The 25,894-nt window shown below is 63.5% G+C and carries 19 protein-coding genes; 7 read left to right on the forward strand and 12 right to left on the reverse strand.

The window, feature by feature from the left end:
* Positions 1-10: 10 nt before the first annotated feature.
* The 3 genes from NKG99_RS15555 to gyrB all read left to right on the forward strand — a co-directional run bounded on the left by NKG99_RS15555 (position 11) and on the right by gyrB (position 5,923).
* Complete coding sequence (locus NKG99_RS15555) at positions 11-580, forward strand: NADPH-dependent FMN reductase (protein WP_352869190.1); 570 nt, start codon at positions 11-13, stop codon at positions 578-580.
* A gap of 91 nt (positions 581-671) precedes the next feature.
* Positions 672-3,290 (forward strand): caspase family protein, encoded by a 2,619-nt coding sequence (locus NKG99_RS15560; RefSeq protein WP_352869193.1) that lies wholly within the window; start codon positions 672-674, stop codon positions 3,288-3,290.
* A gap of 161 nt (positions 3,291-3,451) precedes the next feature.
* Positions 3,452-5,923 carry a DNA topoisomerase (ATP-hydrolyzing) subunit B gene (gyrB, locus tag NKG99_RS15565; protein ID WP_352869195.1) on the forward strand — a complete coding sequence of 824 codons (2,472 nt, stop codon included), beginning with the start codon at positions 3,452-3,454 and terminating at the stop codon, positions 5,921-5,923.
* A 44-nt stretch (positions 5,924-5,967) separates the two neighbouring features.
* Here the strand turns inward: gyrB and NKG99_RS15570 are convergent, their stop codons facing one another.
* The 11 genes from NKG99_RS15570 to NKG99_RS15620 all read right to left on the reverse strand — a co-directional run bounded on the left by NKG99_RS15570 (position 5,968) and on the right by NKG99_RS15620 (position 19,749).
* Positions 5,968-7,419, reverse strand: coding sequence for a hypothetical protein (locus tag NKG99_RS15570; RefSeq protein WP_352869196.1), 1,452 nt, complete (start codon positions 7,417-7,419; stop codon positions 5,968-5,970).
* Between the two features lie 133 nt (positions 7,420-7,552).
* Positions 7,553-8,950 carry an NAD(P)(+) transhydrogenase (Re/Si-specific) subunit beta gene (locus NKG99_RS15575; protein WP_352869199.1) on the reverse strand — a complete coding sequence of 466 codons (1,398 nt, stop codon included), beginning with the start codon at positions 8,948-8,950 and terminating at the stop codon, positions 7,553-7,555.
* Positions 8,951-8,956: 6 nt separating this feature from the next.
* Complete coding sequence (locus NKG99_RS15580) at positions 8,957-9,382, reverse strand: proton-translocating transhydrogenase family protein (protein ID WP_502910889.1); 426 nt, start codon at positions 9,380-9,382, stop codon at positions 8,957-8,959.
* Complete coding sequence (locus tag NKG99_RS15585) at positions 9,382-10,668, reverse strand: Re/Si-specific NAD(P)(+) transhydrogenase subunit alpha (protein WP_352869203.1); 1,287 nt, start codon at positions 10,666-10,668, stop codon at positions 9,382-9,384. Before NKG99_RS15585 ends, NKG99_RS15580 begins: the two co-directional genes overlap by 1 nt.
* An 84-nt stretch (positions 10,669-10,752) precedes the next feature.
* A complete protein-coding gene (locus NKG99_RS15590; RefSeq protein WP_352869205.1) occupies positions 10,753-10,977 on the reverse strand; it encodes an aa3-type cytochrome c oxidase subunit IV in 225 nt (74 codons plus the stop codon).
* A 216-nt stretch (positions 10,978-11,193) separates the two neighbouring features.
* Positions 11,194-11,343, reverse strand: a complete 150-nt coding sequence (locus tag NKG99_RS15595; RefSeq protein WP_013528205.1) for a DUF3096 domain-containing protein — start codon at positions 11,341-11,343, stop codon at positions 11,194-11,196.
* 115 nt (positions 11,344-11,458) lie between these two features.
* The gene (locus tag NKG99_RS15600) at positions 11,459-12,229 is read right to left on the reverse strand and encodes an N-acyl amino acid synthase FeeM domain-containing protein (protein WP_352869208.1); all 771 of its coding nucleotides are present in this window, start codon (positions 12,227-12,229) and stop codon (positions 11,459-11,461) included.
* Positions 12,230-12,464: 235 nt separating this feature from the next.
* Positions 12,465-14,780: a putative bifunctional diguanylate cyclase/phosphodiesterase gene (locus NKG99_RS15605; protein ID WP_352869210.1), complete on the reverse strand. Its 2,316-nt coding sequence runs from the start codon at positions 14,778-14,780 to the stop codon at positions 12,465-12,467.
* 136 nt (positions 14,781-14,916) lie between these two features.
* A complete protein-coding gene (locus NKG99_RS15610; protein ID WP_352869213.1) occupies positions 14,917-18,411 on the reverse strand; it encodes an indolepyruvate ferredoxin oxidoreductase family protein in 3,495 nt (1,164 codons plus the stop codon).
* A 185-nt stretch (positions 18,412-18,596) separates the two neighbouring features.
* Positions 18,597-19,145 (reverse strand): hypothetical protein, encoded by a 549-nt coding sequence (locus NKG99_RS15615; protein WP_352869216.1) that lies wholly within the window; start codon positions 19,143-19,145, stop codon positions 18,597-18,599.
* On the reverse strand, positions 19,138-19,749 hold the full coding sequence (locus tag NKG99_RS15620; RefSeq protein WP_352869218.1) for a CGNR zinc finger domain-containing protein: 612 nt from the start codon (positions 19,747-19,749) through the stop codon (positions 19,138-19,140). Before NKG99_RS15620 ends, NKG99_RS15615 begins: the two co-directional genes overlap by 8 nt.
* Before the next feature lie 148 nt (positions 19,750-19,897).
* On the opposite strand from NKG99_RS15620, the gene NKG99_RS15625 reads away from it, so the two are divergent.
* The 4 genes from NKG99_RS15625 (at position 19,898) to NKG99_RS15640 (ending at position 24,398) form a co-directional block, all read left to right on the forward strand.
* Positions 19,898-20,803: a branched-chain amino acid ABC transporter permease gene (locus NKG99_RS15625; RefSeq protein ID WP_352869220.1), complete on the forward strand. Its 906-nt coding sequence runs from the start codon at positions 19,898-19,900 to the stop codon at positions 20,801-20,803.
* A 190-nt stretch (positions 20,804-20,993) separates the two neighbouring features.
* Positions 20,994-21,578 carry a TRAP transporter small permease subunit gene (locus NKG99_RS15630; RefSeq protein WP_352869223.1) on the forward strand — a complete coding sequence of 195 codons (585 nt, stop codon included), beginning with the start codon at positions 20,994-20,996 and terminating at the stop codon, positions 21,576-21,578.
* Positions 21,578-23,350 carry a TRAP transporter large permease gene (locus NKG99_RS15635; protein ID WP_352869388.1) on the forward strand — a complete coding sequence of 591 codons (1,773 nt, stop codon included), beginning with the start codon at positions 21,578-21,580 and terminating at the stop codon, positions 23,348-23,350. Before NKG99_RS15630 ends, NKG99_RS15635 begins: the two co-directional genes overlap by 1 nt.
* A gap of 19 nt (positions 23,351-23,369) precedes the next feature.
* Positions 23,370-24,398, forward strand: coding sequence for a zinc-dependent alcohol dehydrogenase family protein (locus NKG99_RS15640; RefSeq protein ID WP_352869389.1), 1,029 nt, complete (start codon positions 23,370-23,372; stop codon positions 24,396-24,398).
* Positions 24,399-24,656: 258 nt separating this feature from the next.
* Here NKG99_RS15640 and NKG99_RS15645 read toward each other — a convergent pair whose 3' ends face one another.
* The gene (locus NKG99_RS15645; protein ID WP_126067370.1) at positions 24,657-25,766 is read right to left on the reverse strand and encodes a TRAP transporter substrate-binding protein; all 1,110 of its coding nucleotides are present in this window, start codon (positions 25,764-25,766) and stop codon (positions 24,657-24,659) included.
* Positions 25,767-25,894: the final 128 nt, after the last annotated feature.

Consider the following 25,894-nt stretch of genomic DNA (forward strand, 5'->3'; position numbering starts at 1 on the left):
GGAGCCCGCCTTGAAGCACCAGTTGAACATCATCATCGGCAGCACGCGGCCCGGCCGCGCCGGACCGGTTTTCGCCGAGTGGCTGGAGAGGTTCGCGCGCGAGCATGGAAAATTCGAGCCGGTGCTGACCGACATCGATACGTTCAAGCTTCCGGTGCTGGACGAACCGCACCATCCAAGGCTTGGCAACTACCAGAACGACCATACCAAGGCCTGGTCCAAGGCGATCGATGCCGCCGACGCCTTTGTCTTCGTCGCGCCGGAATACAATTATTTCGTGGCGCCGGCGATCGTCAACGCGATCGACTATCTCTTGCGCGAATGGAAATACAAGCCCGCCGGCATTTTCAGCTATGGCGGCGTCTCCGGCGGTCTGCGCGCGGCGCAGGCGCTGAAGCCATTGCTGACCTCGGTGGGCGTCATGCCGATCCCGGAAGGTGTCGCGCTGCCGATGTATCAGAAACTGCTCGACGAGAAAGGCGCTTTCAGCGCCAGCGAGCAGGTGCGCGGCGGCGCCAAGACCATGCTGGACGAGCTGTCGCGCTGGAGCGAGGCCTTGAAGCCGATGCGGGCTGCCTGAAAGCATCGGCTTTCCGCCAAAAGCTTGGCTTGCTCATGCCATAAAGAGGTGGAATGTTCGCGCAAATGAACGAGCCGGGGGGCAGTTCGACTTGCGCTTGCTGTTTGCCTTGCTGCTGATGCTCACGGCCACCGCCGCCGCGGTGGCGGAGCGGCGCGTGGCGCTGGTCATCGCCGATGACGACTACCGCCTGGTCCGGCCACTCGCCAATCCGGTCCATGACGGCGAGGCGATGGGAGCGGCATTGAAGAAGCTCGGCTTCGAGGTCGTCCTCGAAACCAATCGCGATCTGCGACGGATGCGCCGCGCGCTCGACGATTTTCGCGAGGATGCCAGAGGCGCCGACGTGGCGCTCGTCTATTTCTCCGGCCACGGCGTCGAAATCTCGGGCGACAACCGGCTGCTGCCGGTCGACGCCGACGCCTCCTCGCTCGATGCGCTGGAGAAGACCAGCCTGCCGCTGGAAGAGGTGCGCGACACCGTGGCGGCCACTGCCAAGGTCGGCCTGATCATGCTCGATGCCTGCCGCAGCGATCCGTTTTCGGGCACGATGGGCGAAGGGCGAGGCGCGACATCGCTGGCAAAGGATGTCGCGGAAAAAGTCCGGCCGGGTCTCGGCCGGATTGGCCGCGCCGAAAACATCCTGTTCGCGTTCTCGGCCGCACCGGGCGAGACGGCGGCCGACGGGACCGGCCAGAATTCGCCGTTCACGACAGCGCTGACCAAATATCTCGGCACCGACGGGCTCGAGATCCGCTCGGTGCTGACACTGGTGCAGCAGGAGGTCTATGACCTGTCTCGCGGCAAACAGCTACCCTATGTCGAGAGTGGCCTGCCGAAGCTGTTCTTTGCCGCATCGGCCAAGGAACAGCTGCCTGAGCGCGAGCGCCTGCTGCTCGCCATGGCCGACGTGACACCGGAAATGCGCGGCGAGGTCGAGCAGATTGCCAGCGATGCCGACATGCCGCTGGCGCCACTCTATGGCGCGCTGATCAGCTCCGACGCCAGCCACCTCTCGGCGGACAGCCTGAATGCCAGGCTGCACGAGGCGGCCGACGCCTTCGTCAAGGTGCGCGGCGAGATGAGGACGCTCGCCTCCGACGATCCGCAAGTGACGGAACTGCGCCGGCAGGCCGAGGTGCAGCTATCGCTCGGCGCCTTCGATGGCGCGCGCGCCATCCTCGCCAGGGCCGCCGACATCGACAATGTCTCGCGCAACGCCTTGAAGGTCAATTTCGTCAGCCGCACGCTGTCGGAGGCGGCGACGCGTTTTCTGTCCGGCGGTGCGGCACGCGCCGATCTCGACTACGCCACGGCCATCAAGGACTATGAATCGGTGCTGGCCCTTTACGGCGAGGCCGGACAGACCTCGCTGACGCTGGACGACGCCGATCGCCAGATCCGGACGCTGGACGACCTTGGCAAGCTCTACACCCTTATCGGCAACACCGATGCGGCAGGCCGCGCCTTTGCGGCACTGGTATCCAATCTCGAGCTGCGTTCGGCCCAGGAAACCGATCCGAGCGTCAAGCGCGATTTCGCCGTCAGCCACATCAAGCTCGGCAACATCAGGCTGGCGCAGGGCGACCTGCCGGAAGCGCTTGAGAACTATCAGACCGCCAGAACCATGCTCAGGGATTTGACTGCGGCCGAGCCCGATCGTCTGCCGTGGTTCGGCGACTTCGCCATGGCCGACGACAAGATCGGCGATGTGCTGGTGACGCAAGGCGATCTGGCTGGAGCTTCGCGGGTCTACCAGGAAAGCCTGTCGATCAAGAAGCAGCTTGCCGACAACGAACCCGAGCGCGCCGAGCTGCAGCGCGACCTGACCATCAGCTATGACGAGATCGGCGCGCTGGCGCGCACCGCCGGCCAGTTGGACAACGCCCAGGCGGCCTATGAAGAGAGCCTGAAGGTCCGATTGGCGCTGGCCGAAAAGAAGCCGCAGGATGCCGAGCGGCAGCGCGATGTCTCGGTCAGCCATACGACGATCGGCAACCTCAAGCGCGAGCGGAGCGATGCGGTGGGCGCACTCGCGGCCTATCGGGCAAGCCAGGCGATTGTCGAACGATTGGTGGACCGCGACCCGGACAACACCGAGCTGAAGCGCGACCTGTCTGTCGGCAATGCCAAGATCGGCAATGCGCTGAGCGACCAGGAAAAATGGCCGGATGCGCTGTCGGCTTACAGGCAAGCCCTCTCGTTGGCCCGCGTGCTGGCGGCCGGCGACCCGAACAATACGGATTGGCAGCGCGACCTCTCCGTCAGCCTCGAAAAGGTCGCCGGCATTCTGGAAATACGAGGCGACCGGGCGGGCGCGCTCAAGGCCTACACCGACAGTTTCGTCATCGCCGACCGGCTGGCCAAGCTCGATCCTGCCAATGCCGACTGGCAGCGCGACCTGTCGATCACGCTGTCCGAAATCGGCATGCTCAAGGGCAAGCAGCGCGACTTCAAGGGCGCGCGGCGGGCCTTCCAGGACAGCCTCGACATCCGCCAGCAGCTTGCCCAGTCCGACCCCAACAATGCCACCTGGCAGCGCGACCTTGTGGTGGCCATGATCGACTATGCTCAGGTCGCCAAGAACCCCAAGGCGGTGCTTTCCCAGGCGCTCGACATGACGCTGGAACTTGATCGGACCGGGCGGCTGGCGCCGCGATACAAGTTCATGATCAAGTTTCTCAGGGACCGGCTGGCCAAGGCCAGATAAGGCCTGGAGAGAGCGCGTCATGGACAGCCGGCCCGTTCCCGGGGAAATGCCTGCAAACCTTGGAAAAACCGCCTTTAGCGCCTATATCTAATGTATATTAGAGGCGCGATTCGGGGCCGATTTTTCGCGCCGTGCGAGCGGCATCCAGACAACAGGTTTTCATGAGCGATCAGATCGACAACATCAACGGCGCTGAAGCCGAATACGGCGCCGATTCCATCAAGGTTTTGAAGGGGTTGGATGCCGTGCGCAAACGCCCCGGCATGTATATCGGCGACACCGACGACGGTTCTGGCCTGCATCACATGGTCTATGAGGTGGTCGACAATGCGATCGACGAGGCGCTGGCCGGTCACGCCGACCTCGTCACCGTGACGCTGAACCCCGACGGTTCGGTCACCGTGATCGACAATGGGCGCGGCATTCCGACCGATATCCACACCGGAGAAGGCATTTCGGCGGCTGAAGTGATCATGACTCAGCTGCATGCCGGCGGCAAGTTCGACCAGAATTCCTACAAGGTCTCGGGCGGCCTGCATGGCGTCGGCGTCTCGGTGGTCAATGCGCTTTCGGCCTGGTTGAAACTGAAAATCCGCCGTAACGGCCAGATCTTCGAAATGAGCTTCACGCATGGCAATGCCGACGCGCCGCTGAAGGCGACAGGCAGCTATAAACAGGACAAGCAGCCGGGCACCTATGAAGGGCGCAGCGGCAGCGAGATCACCTTCTTCCCGTCGACCGAGACCTTCACCATGGTCGAATTCGACTTCGGGACGCTGGAACACCGGCTGCGTGAGCTTGCTTTCCTCAATTCCGGCGTGCGCATCGTCCTGACCGATGCCCGTCACGCCGACGTCGTGCGCCATGAACTGCACTATGATGGCGGGCTGGAAGAATTCGTCAAATATCTCGACCGGGTCAAGAAGCCGCTGATCGACAAGCCGATCGCTATCAAGGCCGAGCGCGACGGGATAACCGTCGAAGTGGCGATGTGGTGGAACGACAGCTACCACGAGAACGTGCTGGCCTTCACCAACAACATCCCACAACGCGACGGCGGCACCCATCTGGCCGGCTTCCGCGGCGCACTGACGCGCCAGATCACCGGCTATGGCGAATCCTCGGGCCTGACCAAGAAGGAAAAAGTCTCGCTGATCGGCGATGACTGCCGCGAAGGCCTGACGGCGGTGCTTTCGGTCAAGGTTCCCGATCCGAAGTTCTCCTCGCAGACCAAGGACAAGCTGGTTTCGTCGGAAGTCCGCCCCGTCGTCGAAGGCTTGGTCAACGAAGCGCTCGGCACCTGGCTGGAGGAGCACCCTGCAGAGGGCAAGGTGGTCGTCGACAAGGTGATCCAGGCGGCGGCGGCGCGTGAAGCGGCGCGCAAGGCACGCGACATCACCCGCAAGAGCTCGCTCGGCGTCACCTCGCTGCCCGGCAAGCTGGCCGACTGCCAGGAACGCGACCCGGCGAAATCCGAAATCTTCATCGTCGAGGGTGATTCCGCCGGCGGCTCGGCCAAGGGTGGCCGGTCGCGCCAGAACCAGGCGATCCTGCCGTTGCGCGGCAAGATCCTCAATGTCGAACGGGCGCGCTTCGACCGCATGCTCGGCTCCGACATGATCGGCACGCTGATCACCGCGCTCGGCACCTCGATCGGCAAGGATGAATTCAACGCCGACAAGCTGCGCTACCACAAGATCATCCTGATGACCGACGCCGACGTCGACGGCGCCCACATCCGCACCTTGCTGCTCACCTTCTTCTTCCGGCAGATGCCGGAGCTGATCGAGCGCGGCCATCTCTATATCGCCCAGCCGCCGCTCTACAAAGTGACGCGCGGCAAGAGTTCGCAATACATCAAGGACGAGAGCGCCTTCGAGGAATTCCTGATCGGCTCGGGGCTGGAAGAAGCATCGCTTTCGCTCGGATCGGGCGAGGTTCGTGCCGGGCAGGATTTGCGCGGCGCCATCGACGACGCGCTGGCCGTGCGTCAGCTGATCAACGGCCTGCACACACGCTACAACAGAGGCGTGGTCGAACAGGCGGCGATCGCCGGCGGGCTCAACCCGGACGTCTTCACCGATCTTGGCCGCGCCAACGCCATGGCCGACCGGGTCGCAAAACGCCTCGACATCATCGCCGAGGACACCGAGCGCGGCTGGACCGGCCGTATGTCGACCTCGAACGAAGGCGTCGGCGGCTATGTGTTCGAGCGCACGGTGCGCAGCGTCAAGGAATACGCGCATCTCGATCTGGCGCTGATCAACTCGGCCGATGCACGCCAGCTCGACCGCTACGCACAACGTCTTAGCGACGTCTACGGGTCGCCGCCGGTGCTGCGCCGCAAGGATGTCTCCGAAACCATCTCGGGGCCGCTGGCGTTGCTCAACGCCGTCTTTGCGACCGGCCGCAAGGGCCTGACCATGCAGCGCTACAAGGGTCTCGGCGAGATGAACGCCGAACAGCTGTGGGAAACCACGCTCGATCCGAACGTGCGCTCGCTGCTGCAGGTCAAGGTCAACGACGCGACGGATGCGGACAGTCTGTTCTCGCGGCTGATGGGCGATGAAGTCGAACCGAGGCGCGAATTCATCCAGGACAACGCGCTGTCGGTCGCCAACCTGGATATCTGAGCCCCGATCCGCTTCTACGCTTGCGGGCTCGCCGCCGGAGCCGCCTAGCTCGGCTCCAGCTTGCGGCCGAGGTCGATAGCGTCGCGCAACACCTCCAGATGCGAGCGCGGCGCAACGCCGGCCGGCGCGGTGACCTCGACACCGGTCGCCGCCAACGACCAATAGAGCGTGTGGGTGAAGATGCGGCCGCGGGAGCCGCGCAGCTCGACCTGGATATTCTCCACGCCCGGGCCGAAATTTTCCGTCATCGGGCCGGAGATCGGGTCACCTGTCAGCCAGCCATTGCCGTGGTCGAAGATGTTAGTCCAGCGCGTCGCGGCGAACACCGCGCCATGATGCGCCGCCCGCTGTGGTTTGCCTGAACGGCTGCGCCCTTCCTGATAAGGCACGATCCCGCCGGCTGCCGTGTCAGCGATCGGCGGGCATGCCGAGAACAGCCGCTCGGCGATACCGCGCCTGAATTCGGCGAGATCATGCGTCACCAGAAACTCGCTATGGGTCAGCGGACTGCCTAGCGTGATGAAATCGCTGATCTTCCATGGCAACGGATGGTCGGCATCGCCAGTGCGCAGTTGTCGGTAGAGCTCCCATTGGTCGCGCCGGAAGCCGGCGAGGTCGTCCAGCCTGTCAGGCCATGCCGAACCGTCGGCAATAAGCGTGGCCTTGTCGATGGCGTGGATGGCCTTCAGTTTCGTCTTGTCGCGGATGGCCTCCAGTTTTCGGGGTCTGAAATCGGCCCATAATATCTGCAACAGATCGTAGGCGATCATCGATCCAAGGCTGTGCGACACCAGCACGATCCGGTCGTAGGCATCGTCCATCATCAGCCCTTTCAGCAGCCTCAGGCCGCGGTCGCGGATCAGCGCCCGCTTCTCGACCGTCGCCGCTTCCGCGCGCACATAGGCAGCGACATCGCCGAAATAGGGAAGACCAAACCGGTCCACCGCCCAGATGATGAATGAGGCCAGGATGGTGACGAGCAGGCCGGCGGCCAAGGAGATATACTGCTGCCAAACCGACGTCGCGAGCGCGAGCGCCGCGCACAGGACGACGATGACGGCAAGAAGCGTGACGAGATAGAGCTTGCGGGCGTCGCGCGGAATGTCGGTGGGCTTGCGCCACAGCAGATTCGTCACCCAGGCGGCAAGCCGGCCCCGCGTCGTGCCCTGCGTGATGTCGGCCCAGTAAAGCTCGTAGAAATCGGTACGGCGGCCATCGACGTCGTAGGGCGTGGTGATGCGGCGAAGTTCGTATGAATTGGTCCGGCTGTCGGGTGTGATCCAGCTCCGGTTGATCTTCGCGCCGGCGGGGTCGGCCGGATCGGCGACATGGGCATAGAACGGCGCGCGGGCGGGATCGTGGCTCCAGACAGCCTGGACAAAGCCGCGCAGCGTATCCATCGGCCGCTGTTCGCCCATGCCATGCACGATCACCACCGCCTGACTGGGCTTGCGCGGCGCTTTCCCGGTGGGCGGCGATGCGATGGGGTCGGGCACCAACGTCTCCGTTGACGACAATCCCGTCAGCGAGACGGGATTTCGTCATCGTAGCCTGGAAATCGCCGTCAAGCCAAGAAAAAGCCCGGCGCGAGCCGGGCGTTCCTTGGCGTGTCTCGGTGCTGATTCCCGATCAGTGATCCATCGCTTTGACGATCTCTTCGGTCATTTTCTTGGCATCGCCGAGCAGCATCATCGTGCCGTCCTTGTAGAACAGCGTGTTGTCGATGCCGGCGTAGCCGGAGCCGAGCGAGCGCTTGACGAACAGGCAGGTACGGGCCTTGTCGACGTCGAGGATCGGCATGCCGTAGATCGGCGACGACTTGTCGTCACGGGCCGAAGGGTTGGTGACGTCGTTGGCGCCGATGACATAGGCGACGTCCGCCTGCGCGAATTCGGAGTTGATGTCCTCGAGCTCGAACACTTCGTCGTAGGGCACATTGGCTTCGGCGAGCAGCACGTTCATGTGGCCAGGCATGCGGCCGGCGACCGGATGAATGGCGTACTTCACGTCGACGCCATTGGCCTTGAGCTTGTCGGCCATTTCGCGCAGCGCGTGCTGGGCCTGGGCGACCGCCATGCCGTAGCCCGGCACGATAATGACCTTCTGCGCGTTCATCATCAGGTAGGCGGCGTCGTCGGCCGACCCCTGCTTGACCGTGCGCTCGAGGCCGTCGTCGGCCGCGGCTGCCGTCTCGCCGCCGAAGCCGCCAAGGATGACGGAGATGAAGCTTCGGTTCATGCCCTTGCACATGATGTAGGACAGGATCGCGCCGGACGAGCCGACCAGCGCGCCGGTGATGATCAGCGCCAGATTGCCGAGCGTGAAGCCGAGGGCCGCCGCCGCCCAGCCGGAATAGGAGTTCAGCATCGAGACGACGACCGGCATGTCGGCGCCGCCGATCGGGATGATGAGAAGGACCCCCAGGACGAGCGAGGCCACGACGATCAGCCAGAACACCAGCTTCGACTCGGTGGTGACCAGGAGCACGATCAGCACGATGAGTGCCACGCCAAGCGCTGCGTTGATGAAGTGGCGGCCGCCGATCATGATCGGCTTGCCCGACATGCGGCCATCGAGCTTGAGGAAGGCGATGACCGAGCCGGTGAAGGTGATGGCGCCGATGGCGACGCCGAGGCTCATCTCAATCAGCGCCTGGGCGTGGATGTCGGCGACCGTGCCGATACCGAAACTCTCAGGCGCATAGATCGCCGCAGCCGCCACCATCACGGCGGCAAGGCCGACGAGCGAGTGGAAGGCGGCGACAAGCTGCGGCATCGAGGTCATGGCGATGCGGCGCGCGGTGACGGCGCCGACACCGCCGCCAAGGGCAAGACCGAGCACGATCAGGCCGAAGCGTCCGGCCGAAGGGGTCGCCAGCGCCAGCGTGGTGGCGATGGCAATGCCCATGCCGATCATGCCGTAGAGGTTGCCCTGGCGGCTGGTGGTCGGGTGCGACAGCCCGCGTAGCGCCATGATGAACAGGACGCCGGAAACAAGGTAGAGGAAGGACGCGAAGTTGGCGTTCATGGCGCTCTACTTGTCCTTCTTCTTGTACATGGCCAGCATGCGCTGGGTGACGAGGAAGCCGCCGAAGATGTTGACCGAAACCAGCATCAAGGCGACGAAGCCGAAGCCCGCGGCGATGCCGGAGGCCGCGATGCCGACGGCAAGCAATGCGCCGACGACGATGACCGAGGAGATGGCGTTGGTGACGGCCATCAGCGGCGTGTGCAAAGCGGGGGTCACCGACCAGACGACATAATAGCCGACGAAGATCGCCAGCACGAAAATGGCGAATCGGAAGACGAAGGGATCGATGGCGCCGCCGGACAAAGCGTGCGCGGCATCACCCGCCGCCTCGGCGCCACCAGGCGCGGTCGCCATATTGTGCACCGCCAGCCGAACGGCGGCGGAGGCCTGGTCGAGCTGATCGAGGGCTTTCTGCAGGGTCTGATCCATCACGCAATGCCTTTCGACTTCGACGAAGGCGACTTGGACGCGGCTGCCTTCTTGGGAGCGGCCTTCTTCGGTTTGGCCGAAGCGTCGGCGACCATGGTCTTGGCCGTAATTGCCGCCGGCTCGACATATTGGCCCTTTGGCGGCTGCTGGTCGGCCTTGGCGAAGGCCGGATGAACCACCTTGCCGCCATCGGTCAGCATCGTCGCCTTGACCAGGTCGTCGTCTCGATTGATGGCAAGCGTCTTGGTCGCCTTGTCGACCAGCGTCTCGAGGAAGGCGAACAGGTTCCTGGCGTAAAGCAGCGATGCCGACGCCGCGATGCGGCCGGGCACATTGAGATGGCCGACGATCTTGACGTTGTTGGCCGTGGTGACGACCTGGCCTGACACGGCGCCCTCGACATTACCGCCGCGCTCGAGCGCCAGGTCGACGAGCACCGAGCCCGGCTTCATCGAGGCAACCATCGCCGCCGAAACCAGCTTCGGCGCCGGACGGCCGGGGATCAGCGCCGTGGTGATGACGATATCCTGCTTGGCGATATGCTCGGCGGTGAGGGCCGCCTGCTTGGCCTGGTATTCCTTCGACATTTCCTTGGCGTAGCCACCGGCCGTCTCGGCAGCCTTGAACTCCTCGTCCTCGACCGCGAGGAACTTCGCGCCAAGCGAGGCGACCTGTTCCTTGGCGGCGGGGCGAACGTCGGTGGCGGTGACGACCGCGCCAAGCCGACGCGCGGTGGCGATCGCCTGCAGGCCGGCAACACCGACGCCCATGACGAAGACCTTTGCCGCCGGCACCGTGCCGGCCGCGGTCATCATCATCGGCAGCGCCCGGTCATATTCCGAAGCGCCGTCGATGACCGCCTGGTAGCCAGCCAGGTTGGCCTGCGAGGACAGAACATCCATCGACTGCGCCCGGGTGATACGCGGCATGAATTCCATCGAGAAAGCAGTGACGCCGGCCTTGGCCAGGGCTGCCACGGCGGCGTCGTTGCCATAGGGATCCATGATTGCGATGACCGCTGTGCCCGGCTTGTAGCTCTTCAGCTCGGCATCCGTCGGTCGACGCACCTTCAGCACGACATCGGCCTTGGCGACATCCGAAACCTTGCCGACGGCGGCACCGGCCTTGGCGAATTCCTCGTCGGGGATGCGCGACCGGGTGCCGGCACCGGTCTCGACGACGATTTCGAAGCCCAGCGCCGCCAGCCGTTTCACCGTATCGGGCGAGGCTGCGACGCGCGGCTCGTTGGCATCGAGTTCACGAGGGATGAATACCGTCTGTCCCACCGCGTGATCCTTTCGGCGGGAAGCTCGTTCCCGCAAGATGCCGGCCGGCCTCGCGGCGGCGGCGTGGACAAGGTGTCGGAAAATCTATCGGAGGATAAAGGCGCCGGCGGCCATAATCAGCACGAACAGGATGGTCGCCGAGAAGAAGCCGCCCGCGAAGAAGCCGAAGGCCATCGCCAGGAGCAGGGCTCCGCAGAAAAGTGATCCGTATTTGGCCAGCATGAGGAAGCCCGCATAGGTGCGGTCATGCTCGGCATAGTCCATCTTCGCGCCCAGTTCGACAGGACCGGTCGGCGAGTGATCAGCCATAGGAATACCCCTTCGAAGACATCTTTCAGGCACATAGCGAAAAGCCGGGCCGAGAGCAATGGCGCTATTGCCGCATCGCAGCGACAACTGCCTCAACGGAAATTTGAAGCCGGTGCCGACATGACGCCGGAGCCCGACCCCGGATTCGGGCGCCTGATGCGAAGATGCTCAGAAAGGGGGTCGAGGCAGACGGTTGCGCTGCCTCAAGTGGCGCTGTCAGCCGGCAAGGTGCGGGAAAAGCCCGAGCAGTCCGACGACAATCAGATAGAGCGCGACGATGTAGTTCAATAGCCTTGGCATGACGAGGATCAGCACGCCGGCGATCAGCGAGATGAGCGGGGTGAGCGCAAGCGTGGAAATGGTCATGTCGGGTTCCTTCTGGGAGATCCGTCGAAATGCAGATGCCGAGCGTCAAAACGCGCCATCATCAGAACGCCTGTCCGGCTGGAAAGCTCCAGACGCTCCGCAAAAATCGGAAGCCTCAGGCGGCGTCGCGATAATATTTCGCTGTCGGCACGATGGACAGGGGTGTCAGTCCGTTGATGGCCGGATTGGCAAACATCAGCCGCTGTTCCGTCGACGTCGACCTGAAGAATGGGAACCGTTCGAGCGTCAGTCGCATATTCTCGCCGGCGGGGATTTCGAACAGAGCGATCGGGGCAAGAACGCCCGGAAATACTTTTCCCTCGGTTCTCTGCACGGCATTGAAGTAACGGGAATAAAAATTGGAATGCTCGATCTTGACCGGCGTAAGGACCGAGTTCTGGCCAAAGTAGCGCGAGGCCACCATGGCAAGCCTGAGTGTCAGGAAAGGCAACACTCCGGGCGCCGGTGCACTGTCGGGATCGGTTGCGAAGCGGGTTCCGTCTATGAAGGTTTCTCCGCGGGCAAGTCGCTCGATCAGCACTTCCGGATAGGCATCGACGGAGGGCGAATGCGGGTGCTCGCTGGAAATGTAATGGAAGCGGATCGTGCTGACCAATTCGCCATAGCAATAGACACCGAACCGGTAGGAATTGGGCAGATCGTCCCAACGGTCCTCGAACATTCCGCTGGCGATTGGGCCGCACATGCCTGAGCGCAGGTAGGATTTATAGCGAAGCCGGTAAATCGCCTCCAGATCCTCGCCTCCGGTAATGAGGCGATAATCGACATGCTCCAGCTGTTGCATGATCGATCGGTTCAGCACCGAATCCCCGGCCGCGCTGATCGCGCCCGGCGCATTCCTTGCACCCCTTGCAGCATCCATCATCTGTCCTCGAAATTCCGCCTACGGACAAGCTATTCGAGTGGAAGTGAGACACAAGCTGAAATTTGGATGTTGTTGATTTACCTTCTGTTAACCTTAACAGCCGGACCCGCCCCTTTGAGAACGTCTTAGTGGGGATTACGCCCCGAAAAGGATTTGGATCATTGCCTCCAAGGCATCGCACCCCGTCAATAAAGGTGCGTGAGCTAAGCCAACGCTTGAGCTGTCGGTCACGGCGCTAAATGGCTGTCCGCTTGCCGATGAGACGCAGGTCAGCGGCGAAGGGCCAAGTGACATTCGACATCGTCTCGATACCCGACGCACTGAGCGCGGCACCGAACAGGAAGCCCTGCACGAGATCGGGTTTGACCTGCGAGGCCAGGATCTTGAGTTGTTCGAAGGTCTCGACGCCTTCGACGGTCACGGAAAGTCCCAGCGGCCGCGACAGGTTGACGATGCCCTTGAGCAGTTCCAATGAACGCGGGTTCTGGGTAACGTCCATCAGGAACGAGCGGTCGATTTTGATCTTGTCGAGCGGCAGCTTATGCAGATAGCTCAGGCTCGAATAGCCCGTGCCGAAATCGTCGAGCGCGATGCGCACGCCAATCTGCTTCAATTCCTCGATGTACTGGCGTGTCAGCGACTTGTCGTCGAGCAGCGCCGTTTCGGTGACCTCGATTTCCAGCCGGCCAGCGGCGAGACCGGAACTCGCCAGCGCGTCGCGAACCTTCTGGATGACATCGCGGCTGCGGAAATCCTTGGCGGAGAGATTGACCGAGACGCTGGTCTGGTCGGGCCAGTTGGCGCATTCGGTACAGGCTGCCTGCAGCACGAAGGTGCTGATCTCGGAAATGATGCCCATTTCCTCGGCCAGCGGAATGAAGATGCTGGGCGAGATCGGCCCGAGATCGGGATGGTCCCAGCGGCACAGCGCCTCGCAACCGGCGATGCGCATCGTGTTCATTGCCACGATCGGCTGGTAGACTACCCGCAATTCCTTGCTTTCCACCGCGCTGCGCAGATCCGCCTTCATCAGCTGACGGTTGCGGAACGCGGCGTCCATTGCCGCCTCGAACAGCCGCCAGCCGTTCTTGCCGAGCTCCTTGGCCTTGTAGAGCGCCAGGTCCGCCTTGACGATCATGGCGTCGACATCGGTATCCTTCACCCGCGACAGCACGGCGCCGCCGCTGGCCTGGACCCGCAGGCCGTGACCGGCGACGTCGACTTCTCCTTGCAGGCCGGCGAAAATCTCGTCGAGCTGGCTGGTCAGATGGCTCTCATCCTCGACGCGGTCGAAGAAGATCATGAACTCGTCGCCGCCGAAACGACTGACCGTTATGCCTTGCCCGGCAATGGCGGCAAGCCGCTCGGCAACGGCGTAGATCAAGCCGTCGCCGATCGGATGGCCGAGCGTGTCGTTGACGCTCTTGAAATCGTCGAGGTCGAGTACCGCCAGGCCGCAGAGCCGGTCGCGATCGCCGGACGCCATGGCCTCGCCGATCAACTCGTGGAAATAGGCACGGTTGGGCAGGCCGGTAAGATTGTCGTAACGCGCCATGAAGCGGATCTTGTCTTCCGCCTCGACGCGCGCCGTCACGTCCTCGAAGGTGATGACGCCCAGCTCCTGGCTGCCTTCGCGAGCCGAGAATTCATAGTGCTGGCCGTTGGCGAGGGAAACCAGCACCTTGCGGTCGCGGCCCTCGCGCAGCGCGCGCGTCAATTGGGCCTCGATGTAGCGGCAATCCTTCGGTGCCAACATGCCGGCGGCGACGCCGCGCATCAAAAGACCGTGGATGGACCGCCCAAGCAGCGCATCCCCGGACTTGAGCGACATCAGATGGGCGGCTTCGGCATTGGCTACCGCCACGCGGCCGTTGGGGCCGAGCATGACCAGGCCGTGTGACATGGTGTTGAGGGCGCGATCGAACCTGTGCGCGAGCTTCTTTGCTTCCTTGTGGCCGATGACCGCCGAGAAAAGCACGTCGCGGACGTGGTCGGCGCTGTTGATCGTGATAAACGTCAACGGGATGATCATCAGCCCCAGAACGACCGAGGGGATATCCATGCGCAGCAAGAGTGCAAGTGCTGCCGGACCAATGAAGGTCACGGAAAAAATCCGCACCATGAGCGGAGATCCGTAGTTCCGGCCAACAACCGTCACCAAGGTTGCGATGGCCAGCGACGTCGCGGCCAGTTCGGCAAAGGGATCGGGATAGACATAGATCGATATGAAGCACAGCGCGCCCAGGCCGAGGCCCTGCAGGCTGCCCTTGAGGATATAATTGCGCTCCCACCGCCGCGCCTCTTGGACATTGGCTATTACACCGCCCGCCTTCCGGAAGTCGCGAATGCCGAAGTAGCGGAAAAGGCTGATGGACAGCAGACTAAAAGAGAAAGCCAGGAACAATGAATTGTGCGTGCGCAAGTAGATCATGAATCCGAGGATCCAGTAGCACACGCCGCCAATCACCAGCATGTGAGCGTTGTCGAACAACGACCGCACAAACTGGATATAAACATCCGCCGGGATGTTTTCGGTCTTTGTTCTGCCCATATCGTCGGCCCAACGCTAGGCCTCGTCATCCCACATCCGCCTTAAGAAAGGCTTAGAACAGTGGCTTTGGCCCGGTTGCCGAAGGAGCGCAAAAGCAGGACAGACCGGAAAATCAAGCTTCAGGTAAACAAGGCCTTCACTCGGCGGCCTGAAGTGCCGCCCCCGCCGGTGCGTTTGCGAGGCGCTGGAGCAACCGGGAGCGCTCGCCGGCTGCCTTTTCGGCGCTGGCCTGCCGTACGTGTCCATAGCCGCGAATGAGGCTGGGCACCGAGGCAAGGGCAACCGCCGCATCGACCCTGGCCGGCGCCAGCGCCCCGGCGATTAGCTCCAGATCCGCCTCGTACTGTGCCAGGAGCTGCCGCTCCATGCGCCGCTCGGCGGTGTAGCCGAACGGGTCGAAGGCGGTGCCGCGCAGGCCCTTCATCGCCGCCAGCAGGCGAAATCCCTTCATCATCCAGGGGCCGAAGCTCGATTTCCTCGGTTTGCCGTCATTGCCGCGGCGGCCCATGATCGGCGGCGCAAGGTGGAATTCGAGTTTGTCGTAGCTCTGGAACTGCTTGCCCAATTCGGCGGCGAACGAGCCGTCGGTATAGAGCCGCGCCACCTCGTACTCGTCCTTGATCGCCATCAGCTTGAACAGGTTCCTGGCGGCGGCTTCCGACACCGCGGTCGAACCGGGCACGGCCTTCGCTTCTGCGGCGCGCAATAGGGCCAGTCTTTCGGCATAACGCCTGCCATAGGCGCCGTTCTGATAGGCGGTCAGGAATGCCACGCGACGGGCAATGATGTCGTCCAGGGTCTCGGCGACATCGGCGGCCTGGCCGGTCTTTCCAGCGACGGTTGGGCCCGGCTGGGCGACAAGGCCGCGCACGAAGTCCGGCTGGTGGGCGGCCCGACGGCCCCAGCGGAAGGCGGCGATGTTCATCGCCACGGCTTCGCCATTGAGCTCGATCGCCTTCTCGACGGCTTCGGCTGAGAGCGGCAAGCCGCCATGCTGGAAGGCAAAACCGAGCATGAACATGTTGGCGCCGAGCGAGTTGCCGAACAGTGCCGTGGCGGTGCGGGTGGCGTCGAAGAAATGCGCCTTGTCGTCCCCGGCAGCGGTGCGGATCGCCTTCTTCAGGCGCTCTGTCGGCAACGAGAAATCGGCCGAACGGGCAAATTCGCCGGGCATGATCTCGGCGGTGTTGGCGAGGAAGATGGTATGGCCCTCGCGCACCGCGGTCAGCACCTTCTTGGCGCCCGACACGACGAGATCGCAGCCAAGCACGAGATCGGCCTTTCCCGCCGAAACGCGGATGGCATGGATGTCGTCCGGAGTACGGGCGATACGGACATGGGTGAACACCGAACCGCCCTTCTGGGCAAGACCGGCCATGTCGATCATGCCGCAACCCTTGTCCTCGAGATGGGCGGCCATGCCGAGCACGGCACCGACAGTGACGACACCGGTGCCGCCGACGCCATCGATGATCGCTGCCCAGCCTTGCTCGCCCAGCGGGAATTCGGCGGGCGTCGGCACGCCGTCGAGCGGGTTGGCCTTGCCGGCAAGGCCTTCGGCCTTGCGAATCTTGGCACCATGCACGGTGACGAAGGACGGGCAGAAGCCGTTGACGCAGGAGAAGTCCTTGTTGCAGCTCGACTGGTCGATCCTGCGCTTGCGGCCGAATTCGGTCTCGACCGGCTGGATCGAGACGCAGTTCGACTGCACGCCGCAATCGCCGCAGCCTTCGCAGACAAGTTCGTTGATGAAGACGCGCTTGTCGGGATCGGGAAAGGTGCCGCGCTTGCGGCGGCGGCGTTTTTCGGCGGCGCAGGTCTGGTCGTAGAGCAAGACCGATACGCCCTTGACGTCCCGCAGTTCGCGCTGGACGAGATCGAGATCGTCGCGGTGATGGATGGTGGCGCCGGCCGGGAATTCGGCCTTACCGGCATATTTGTCGGGTTCGTCGGTGACGATGGCGATGCGATCGACGCCCTCGGCCCGCACCTGCCTGGCGATCATATCGACGGTCAGACCGCCTTCGTGCGGCTGGCCGCCGGTCATGGCGACGGCGTCGTTGTAGAGGATCTTGTAGGTGATGTTGGCGTCGGTCGACAGCGCGAAGCGGATCGCCAGCGTGCCGGAATGGTTGTAGGTGCCGTCGCCGAGATTCTGGAAGATGTGGCCACGCTTCGAGAACGGCGCCTGGCCGACCCATTGCGCGCCCTCGCCGCCCATGGCCGTGAACCCGACGGTGTTGCGGTCCATCCACAGCGCCATGAAATGGCAACCAATGCCGGCCCCGGCAATCGAGCCGTCCGGCACCTTGGTCGACGAATTGTGCGGGCAGCCGGAACAGAAGAACGGCGTGCGCGAGCCGATGTCGGTGGCGTCGGCGAGCATTGCCTGGAACTGACGCAGCTTGGCCACCCGTGCCGAAATCTCCTCGGACGGACCGATGGTCCTGATGATCCTCTCGCCAAGCGCGATGGCGATCTCGTTGGGGTCGAGCGCGCCCTTGGCCGGGAATAGCCAGTCGCCGCGCTCGTCCTTCTTGCCGACAATGACCGGCTGCGTGGCGGTGCCGTAAAGGCTCTCGCGCAGCTGCACCTCGATCAGCGAGCGTTTCTCCTCGACGACGACGATGGTGTCGAGGCCGCGGGCGAAGTCGGCGATGTGATGCAAGTCGAGCGGCCAGGGGCAGCCGACCTTGAACAGCCGCACGCCGATGCGGTTGGCGGCCGCCTCGTCGATGCCGATGTCCTCCAGCGCCTGGCGGACGTCGAGATAGCTCTTGCCCAGCGTGATGATGCCGATCTTGGGGTTGCGGCCGCCCGAATAGACGATGCGGTTCAGCCCGTTGGCATGGATAAAGGCGGAAGCCGCGGCGCGCTTATGCTCATGCAGCCGCTCCTCCTGGCCGAGCATATCGATCTCGTGGCGGATGTTGAGACCGCCGGGCGGCATGTCGAAATCCGGCACGACGATGTTCAACCGCTCGAGCGAGGCATCGACCGAGGCCGTCGATTCGATGTTGTCCTTGACGCATTTGATCGCCGCCCAGGTGCCGGCAAAGCGCGACATGGCAAAGCCGTAGAGCCCGTAATCGATGACCTCCTGGACACCGGCCGGGTTGAGGATCGGCACCATGGTGTCGACGAACAGGAATTCGGTGGCATGCGCGTTCGTCGAGGATTCGGCCATATGATCGTCGCCCATCAGGGCGAGCACGCCGCCATGCTTGGACGAGCCGGCGAGATTGGCATGGCGGAACACATCGCCGGAGCGATCGACGCCCGGCCCCTTGCCGTACCAGACCGAAAAGACGCCGTCATGGGTGCCCTCGCCCAGCAGCTCCGTCTGCTGCGCGCCCCAGCAAGCGGTGGCGGCCAGCTCCTCGTTGAGGCCTGGCTGGAAGACGATGTCGGCCTGAGCGAGCTGTTTCTTGGCCTTCCACAGCTGCATGTCGAGGCCGCCGAGCGGCGAGCCGCGATAGCCGGAGACGAAACCGGCCGTGTTCAAGCCGGCGCGGCGGTCACGCTCGCGCTGCATCAGGAGCATGCGGATGACCGCCTGCGCGCCCGACAGGAAGATGCGCTCCTTTGCGAGGTCGAACTTATCGTCGAGCGCGACGTCATGCAGCGTCATCAGGAATTTCCTCTGCGGAGGCCGCGCGGGGGCAGGCAGCCAACGTCGGGGTCGGATGACGCATCCTTTCTTCCCTTGCAAGGCAGGTCAAACAAAATCGCAGGTGCCGGGCAACGCACGACGAACAGTCGGCGACCATCGCCGCGGGCATTGCACGGCGCTGTAGCCGGGCTGGCAGCGACGCGTCAGGTGCCCTTCGAGCAATCCGGCTTCGGCTCGCCCGGCAGCTTGCCGTCGGGATGGCCGGCGAGATCGGGATTGGCCGTATAGAGTTGGTCGATGACCAGCGGCCGGTCGGGCAGGATCGACTGGTCTTCCGTCGACATCAGCGTGGTGTCGATCTCCTGCAGGACCGCACCGTCGGCTCCCTTGATGCTGATGGAGATCGCATAGGGCTTGTTCTTGACGACGCAGGTCAGTGCCGGGCTCTCCAGCGTCACCTTGTCGAGCTTCGGCCACACCTTCTGCTCGACCACCAATGGCGCGCCGCCGGCGGGATCCTGGAAGTTGGCGATCGCTACCTGGCCTTCTCCCATCGGCTTCAGCGGCCGCAGCGTCACGACATAGGTCGCCCTGGCGAGGCGGTAATTGAAGACGAATATCTTGCCGGAAATCTCGAACAGCTTGCCTTCGTCTTCACCGGTATCGCGGCCGGTGTCACGGCAGGCGCCGAGCGCAACGGCGGCAATGAGTGCCGCACCGACGACGATCGAACGGGAAAGACCCCTAGGCATTCTTGACCTCATTTTCCGCCATGCGGCGGCGACGATAGTGACGCCTAGCCTTCTGCCTGTTGCCGCACACCGCCATGTCGCACCAAAGGCGGCTGGAATTGCGGCTTCTGTCGACGAACAGCCAGGTGCAGTTGGGACAAATTCTGAGCCTTGCGGCGGTGTCGTCGCACAGCAGCGAGAGCGCCGAAACCGCCAGCGCCGTCTCGAAGGCGATCGGCGTCACCGGATCGCCGAACGGCCTTCCCGGCGCACCGATCTCGGTCCGGCTACCGTCCAGGCCATCGGAGCAGGCTTTGAGGAAGCCCGGCAAATCGGAGGCTGTAATAGAACCCTTCGACACCGCGCCACGAAACAGCCGGTCTGTCGCCTCGCGGATCGATAGCACGACGGGTGCAATCGTCGCCGGTGACGGTGCCGCCAGCGGTCTGCCGCCAAGCTCGGCTGCGCGAAAGCGGCTCGCCGCATCGGCGAAGCGGGCAATCTCGGCTGGATCGTCGAAGCGGTCGAAAGACCTCCGCGGATCGCCGCGCAGCACGACGGTGTTGGCCGTGTCGAGCGCAAGCAGGCCGCCGGTGAAGCGGTGCGGGGTCCAGGATACCGTCATATCGGAAATCTAACCGATAAATCGCATTTGACAAGTTAGATTCGACGATGCAAACCTTACCGCAGGATGCGGTCTCCGCAGCCTTTTGAGCATGTCGTCGTCACAAAACCACTTCGCTTTTTTGGGCGACATGTTCCGAGGTTCTTGCATGCTCTACTTCTTCCAGCAGGTCCTGAGCGGACTGCATTCGGGCGCGCTCTATGCGCTGCTCGCCTTCGGCTATGTGCTGACCAACGGCATCCTGCATCGCACCAACCTCGCCTATGGCGCGCTGTTCGCCTTTTGCGGACAAACGATGATCCTCACCGCGGCCTTCGGCTATCAGGTGCTTTGGCTGACACTGCTTGCGGCGGTGGCGCTCGGCGTCGTCGCGGCTTTCCTCTATGCCGCGCTGCTCAGCCACGTGCTGTCGCGCAGCGTCTTCGAACCATTGGCCGACCGTACACCCAACGCGATCGTGGTGACGACGCTCGGCATCCTGCTGCTGTTGTCCGAGGCGAGCCGCATTGCGGCCGACACGCACGATCTGTGGCTGCCGCCGATGCTGGCACAGCCTGTCATTTTCGCGCAGGGCGCGACCTTCAAGGCGACGCTGACGCTTATCCAGCTCATCGACTGCGCGCTGGTACTGGCGGCAATCGCGCTGGCCAGCTGGACGTTTGCCCGTTCGAGCTTCGGCCGGCAGTGGCGCGCCGTCTCCGACGATCCCAAGGCAGCCGCGATGTGCGGCGTCGACGTGCGCGCGGTGTTACGGCATGCTGTGCTGTTCGGCGGTTTCTGCGCCGCGCTGGCCGGCGTCATGGCCGGCCTCTATTACGGCAATGTCAGCTTCGGCTCCGGCCTCGTCTACGGGCTGAAGATCCTGTTCGTGACGGCGGTCGGCGGCTATCTCTCGCCGCCGCGGGCGGCGCTCGGCGCGGCCGCTTTCGGCATGGCCGAATCGCTGTGGGCCGGCTATTTCCCGGTCGAATGGCGCGATGCGTGGATGTATCTGTTCCTGGTCGCGATCCTGGTGCTGATCGGCGCCGGCCGCGACACCGGCAAAATCGGCTGAACCGCATCAGACTTTGGTTGAATGACGCGCGGGCAGAGAGCCGGTATCCGCCCAGCTCTCCCGTGCAATGATATTTTGCCGCCGCTATCCTTGTTGACCCGTCAGTCCACGCGCGGCATACCGTTGGACCACGCGGCGTGACGGGCAATAAGGGGGAGCCGGCACGCCTCCGACACACAGGGAGGAATGCATGGCAGGGCTTCTCGCTCTATCCAGGACCATCGATCGCGCGAATGAGTTCATTGGCAAATGGGTCTCGTGGCTGATCCTGCTGGCGATCCTGGTGAGCGCAGCCAACGCCATCATCCGCAAGGTGTTCGACATATCCTCGAACGCCTGGCTCGAGCTGCAGTGGTATCTGTTCGGCGCCGCCTTCATGCTGGCCGCCGCCTATACGCTGAAGCAGAACGAACATATCCGCATCGACGTCGTCTACGGCCTGTTTTCGCGCCGCATGCAGCACTGGATCGACCTGCTTGGCCATATCCTCTTCCTGATGCCGTTCGTGACGCTGATGGTGATCTATTTCGTTCCCTATGTGTCGCTGTCGTTTCGCAGCGGCGAGATGTCCAACAACTCCGGCGGGCTGATCATCTGGCCGGCCAAGGCCATCCTGCTGGTCGGCTTTTTCCTGCTCGCACTTCAAGGCATCTCCGAGATCATCAAGAAGATCGCCATCATGCGCGGCGACATGGACGACCCCAATCCCTTCATATCGGTGCATGAGCAGGCCGAGCTCGAAGCCAAGGCGCTGGCCGACGAGGTGCGCTCGTGATGGAGTTCATCGCCCAGAACATGGCGCCGATCATGTTCGCTTCGCTGATCCTGTTCATGCTGATCGGCTATCCAGTCGCCTTTTCACTGGCCGCGAACGGCTTGATGTTCTTCTTCATCGGCGTGCTCCTCTCGCCCTATTCCGGTGGATCGATCAATCTCGCCTGGCCGCTTCTGCACGCACTGCCGGATAATTTCTACGGCAGCCGGGTGATGTCGAACGACACGCTGCTGGCCATTCCGTTCTTCACCTTCATGGGCATCGTGCTTGAACGATCGGGCATGGCCGAAGATCTGCTCGACACGATAGGCCAGCTGTTCGGGCCGATCCGCGGTGGCCTCGCCTATGCGGTGATCTTCGTCGGCGCGCTGTTGGCGGCGACCACCGGCGTGGTGGCGGCATCCGTCATTGCCATGGGCCTGATCTCGCTGCCGATCATGCTGCGTTACGGCTATGACCGGCGCGTGGCGGCCGGCGTCATCGCGGCGTCGGGCACGCTCGCCCAGATCATCCCGCCATCGCTGGTGCTGATCGTACTCGCCGACCAGCTCGGCCGTTCGGTCGGCGACATGTATGCGGGCGCGCTGATCCCGGGCCTCGTACTCACGGGCCTCTACATGCTCTACATCCTGATCATGTCGATCATCCGGCCGAACTCGATGCCGGCGCTGCCGCTCGAGGCCCGCAAGCTCGGCCATGGCGTGATGTCCTTGCTGGTGGCGCTGGCGGTCACATCAGCGGTTTCCTACGCGGCGTATCGCTATCTCGCGCCGGCCCATGGCGACAATGCCGACATTCTGGGCGCCACTGCCGGCGTGTTCTTCATCTACGTCGTGGCCATTGCCGACAAAGGCTTGAACTTCAACATGATGTCCAGGCTCGCGCAACAGGTGATCATCGTGCTGATCCCGCCGCTGGCGCTGATCTTCCTGGTTCTGGGCACCATCTTCCTCGGCATCGCCACCCCGACCGAGGGCGGCGCCATGGGCTCCGTCGGCGCCTTGATCATGGCGGCGGCAAAGGGCCGGCTGTCGCTTGACGTGGTCAAGCAGGCGCTGACCTCGACGACGCGGCTGTCGTCCTTCGTGCTGTTCATCCTGATCGGCGCGCGGGTGTTCTCGCTGACCTTCTACGGCGTCAACGGCCACATCTGGGTCGAACACCTGCTGACCTCGCTGCCGGGCGGCGAAGTCGGCTTCCTGATCGGCGTCAACCTGCTCGTCTTCTTCCTCGCCTTCTTCCTCGACTTCTTCGAGCTCGCCTTCATCATCGTGCCGCTGCTGGCGCCGGCCGCCGACAAGCTCGGCATCGACCTGATCTGGTTCGGCGTGCTTCTGGGCGTCAACATGCAGACCAGCTTCATGCACCCGCCCTTCGGCTTCGCGCTGTTCTACCTGCGTTCGGTGGCCGCCCGCGTGCCCTATCTCGACCGCCTGACCGGCAAACAGATCGCACCCGTGACCACCGGACAGATCTATTGGGGCGCGGTGCCCTTCGTCTGTATTCAGGTGATCATGATCGGGCTGACCATCGCCTTCCCGCAAATGGTGATGCACTACAAGGGAACGACCGTCGATCCGGGCACGATCGATTACAAGGTGCCGGAGGCACCCGGCCTGTCGCCGCTCGGCACACCATCTGCGGGCGGCACGGCACCAGCCGCTCCCGCCGCGCCCGATGATCTGTCGCAGCCGCCGAACTTCGGCGAACCGGCGCCGGCCCAACCGGCAGCACCGCAGCCGGATCTGTCGCAGCCGCCAAGCTTCAACTGAACCCGGCATGAGCAAGATCATGAAGGCGGTTCGGCTGGAAGCGGTGGGCAGCATCGCGCTGCGCGAAGTCGACAAGCCTGATATCGGGCCGGACGAGCTTCTGGTGCGTGTCGAAGCCTGTGGCGTCTGCGGTACAGACCGGCATCTGTTTCACGGCGAATTTCCTTGCACGCCGCCGGTGACTCCCGGCCACGAATTCTCCGGCATCGTCGAGGCGATCGGAACATCCGTATCCGGCTTTGCCATTGGCGATCGTGTCACCGGCGACCCCAACATCGCCTGCGGGCGTTGCGCGCATTGTCATGCCGGACGGGTCAACCTCTGCAGCAATCTGCAAGCCATCGGCATCCATCGCGACGGCGGCTTTGCCGAATACCTTGCCTTGCCGCAGAAGCAGGCTTTTGTCCTGCCTGTGGGCCTGGATCCGATGCACGGTGCATTCTGCGAGCCGCTCGGTTGTTGTCTGCATGGCGTGGACCTTGCCGGGATCAAACCGGGCAGCTCGGTGGTCGTTCTGGGCGGCGGCGTGATCGGCCTGCTCACCGTGCAACTGGCAAGACAGGCAGGCGCCACCACCGTCATTCTGTCGACCAGGCAAGCCTCGCGGCGCGCGCTCGCCGAGGAACTCGGTGCCACGGCGACGGTCGATCCGACCGCCGCCGATGTCATCGAAGCCATCGCCGGACCGGCGGGCATGGTGCCGGGCGGAGCCGACGTGGTGTTCGAATGCGCGGGCGTGCGAGAGACCGTCGAGCAATCGATGCGGCTGGCCCGCGCCGGCGGCACCGTCGTCATCGTCGGCGTGACGCCGCAAGGCATGAAAGCGGAATTCGAGCCCTTCGACCTTTTGTTCCGGGAACTGAGGGTGCTCGGTTCCTTCCTCAATCCGTACACCCATCGCCGCGCCGCCGAACTCATCGCATCGGGTGCCATCGAGATCGACAGGCTGATCTCCAGGCAGGTGGCCCTCGAGGACGCGGCCGCGGTGATTGCCAATCCACCGGCGCCCGGCGAGGTAAAGGTGCTGGTGGTGCCAGGCCGGAGCTGAGTGGCTACCGCCCCAGATTGTTAGTTACAAGCGTCCGCGCCGCCCCTCATCGCCCTGCCGGGCACTTCTCCCCGTATAGTGACGGGGAGAAGGATGCTTTCATCGCCGATTTCGCCAATCATCCGCGTTGCAGGGCGCCGCGGCCGGTGCCAGTTTCTCTTCTCCCCGTCTCTATACGGGGAGAAGGTGCCGGCAGGCGGATGAGGGGCGGCGCGGACTTTCAGTCCTTAGCCGGCGCAATCCATCTATAAGATAGGGCTACAGCTTGCCGTTGCGTTGCTGGACCATCATGAAGGTGTCGTAGTTGTATTCGGCCACCTGCGCCCAGAGATAGTGCTCCTTGCGGAAGCCCTTGATCGATTCCCAGATCTTCTTGAACGGGGCGTTGGAGGCTTCCATTTCGGCATAGACCTCGTTGGCCTTTTCGAAACAGGCGGCCATGATCTCCTGGCTGAACGGGCGCAGTTTCGCGCCGCCGGCCACCAGCCGCTTGACCGCCGCGGGGTTCAAATAATCGTATTTCTGCAGCATGTTGGCATCGGCGGCTTGTGCCGCGGTGCGCAGCAGCGACTTGTACGTCGGCGAAAGCTCGTCGTATTTCGCCTTGTTGAACATCAGGTGGACGGTCGGGCCGCCTTCCCACCAGCCGGGATAGTAGTAGTAGGGTGCGACCTTGTAGAAGCCGAGCTTCTCGTCGTCATAGGGGCCGACCCATTCGGCTGCGTCGATAGTGCCTTTTTCCAGCGCCGGGTAGATATCGCCGCCGGCGATCTGCTGCGGCACGACGCCGAGCTTCTGCACCACCTTGCCGGCAAAGCCGCCGATACGCATCTTGAGGCCGGAAAGGTCGGCCACCGTGTTGATTTCCTTGCGGAACCAGCCGCCCATCTGCACACCGGTGTTGCCGCCCGGCAGGCCGAAAAGGCCCTGCGTGGCGAGAAACTCGTTGAACAGGTCGATACCGCCGCCATGGTAGTGCCAGGCATTCATGCCACGTGCGTTGAGCGAGAAGGGAACCGCCGCGCCAAGCGCCCATGTCGGGTCCTTGCCCCAGTAATAATATGCCACCGTGTGGCAGGCCTCGACCGTGCCGGCCGTGGTGGCGTCGGCGGCCTGGAGGCCCGGCACCAGTTCGCCGGCGGCGAAGACCTGGATCTGAAAATTGCCGTCGGTGGCCTCCGACAGCATCTTGGAGAACACCTCGGCGCCGCCATAGATAGTGTCGAGCGACTTCGGGAAGGACGATGCCAGCCGCCACGTCACCTTGGGATTGGACTGAGCGATTGCTGGCGCCGCCAGCGTGGCCGCCGCCGCCGCGGCACCGACGCCGGTGACACCGGCCTTGCGAATGAATGAACGACGATCCATGAAGTTCCTCCCTTTCGGATCAACAGACCGATGTTCGGGGATATCCTCGATTCCCATATCGGTTCGCTCGAAACAATACACGGGCAAGAAGTCGAGTCCAGCACGGCGGCCCGATTTGACGGCGAAGC

Source organism: Mesorhizobium sp. M1409, from assembly GCF_040317535.1.
Taxonomy (GTDB): domain Bacteria; phylum Pseudomonadota; class Alphaproteobacteria; order Rhizobiales; family Rhizobiaceae; genus Mesorhizobium.

Excerpts from the sequence above, each read along its gene's own strand:
- gyrB (WP_352869195.1), top strand. The coding sequence starts at position 3,452 with ATGAGCGATCAGATCGACAACATCAACGGCGCTGAAGCCGAATACGGC.
- NKG99_RS15610 (WP_352869213.1), bottom strand. The coding sequence starts at position 18,411 with ATGACGCTGCATGACGTCGCGCTCGACGATAAGTTCGACCTCGCAAAG.
- NKG99_RS15635 (WP_352869388.1), top strand. The coding sequence starts at position 21,578 with ATGGAGTTCATCGCCCAGAACATGGCGCCGATCATGTTCGCTTCGCTG.
- NKG99_RS15645 (WP_126067370.1), bottom strand. The coding sequence starts at position 25,766 with ATGGATCGTCGTTCATTCATTCGCAAGGCCGGTGTCACCGGCGTCGGT.
- NKG99_RS15630 (WP_352869223.1), top strand. The coding sequence starts at position 20,994 with ATGGCAGGGCTTCTCGCTCTATCCAGGACCATCGATCGCGCGAATGAG.
- NKG99_RS15595 (WP_013528205.1), bottom strand. The coding sequence starts at position 11,343 with ATGACCATTTCCACGCTTGCGCTCACCCCGCTCATCTCGCTGATCGCC.
- NKG99_RS15620 (WP_352869218.1), bottom strand. The coding sequence starts at position 19,749 with ATGACGGTATCCTGGACCCCGCACCGCTTCACCGGCGGCCTGCTTGCG.
- NKG99_RS15615 (WP_352869216.1), bottom strand. The coding sequence starts at position 19,145 with ATGCCTAGGGGTCTTTCCCGTTCGATCGTCGTCGGTGCGGCACTCATT.
- NKG99_RS15580 (WP_502910889.1), bottom strand. The coding sequence starts at position 9,382 with ATGGATCAGACCCTGCAGAAAGCCCTCGATCAGCTCGACCAGGCCTCC.
- NKG99_RS15640 (WP_352869389.1), top strand. The coding sequence starts at position 23,370 with ATGAAGGCGGTTCGGCTGGAAGCGGTGGGCAGCATCGCGCTGCGCGAA.
- NKG99_RS15625 (WP_352869220.1), top strand. The coding sequence starts at position 19,898 with ATGCTCTACTTCTTCCAGCAGGTCCTGAGCGGACTGCATTCGGGCGCG.
- NKG99_RS15605 (WP_352869210.1), bottom strand. The coding sequence starts at position 14,780 with ATGGGCAGAACAAAGACCGAAAACATCCCGGCGGATGTTTATATCCAG.
- NKG99_RS15590 (WP_352869205.1), bottom strand. The coding sequence starts at position 10,977 with ATGGCTGATCACTCGCCGACCGGTCCTGTCGAACTGGGCGCGAAGATG.
- NKG99_RS15575 (WP_352869199.1), bottom strand. The coding sequence starts at position 8,950 with ATGAACGCCAACTTCGCGTCCTTCCTCTACCTTGTTTCCGGCGTCCTG.
- NKG99_RS15600 (WP_352869208.1), bottom strand. The coding sequence starts at position 12,229 with ATGATGGATGCTGCAAGGGGTGCAAGGAATGCGCCGGGCGCGATCAGC.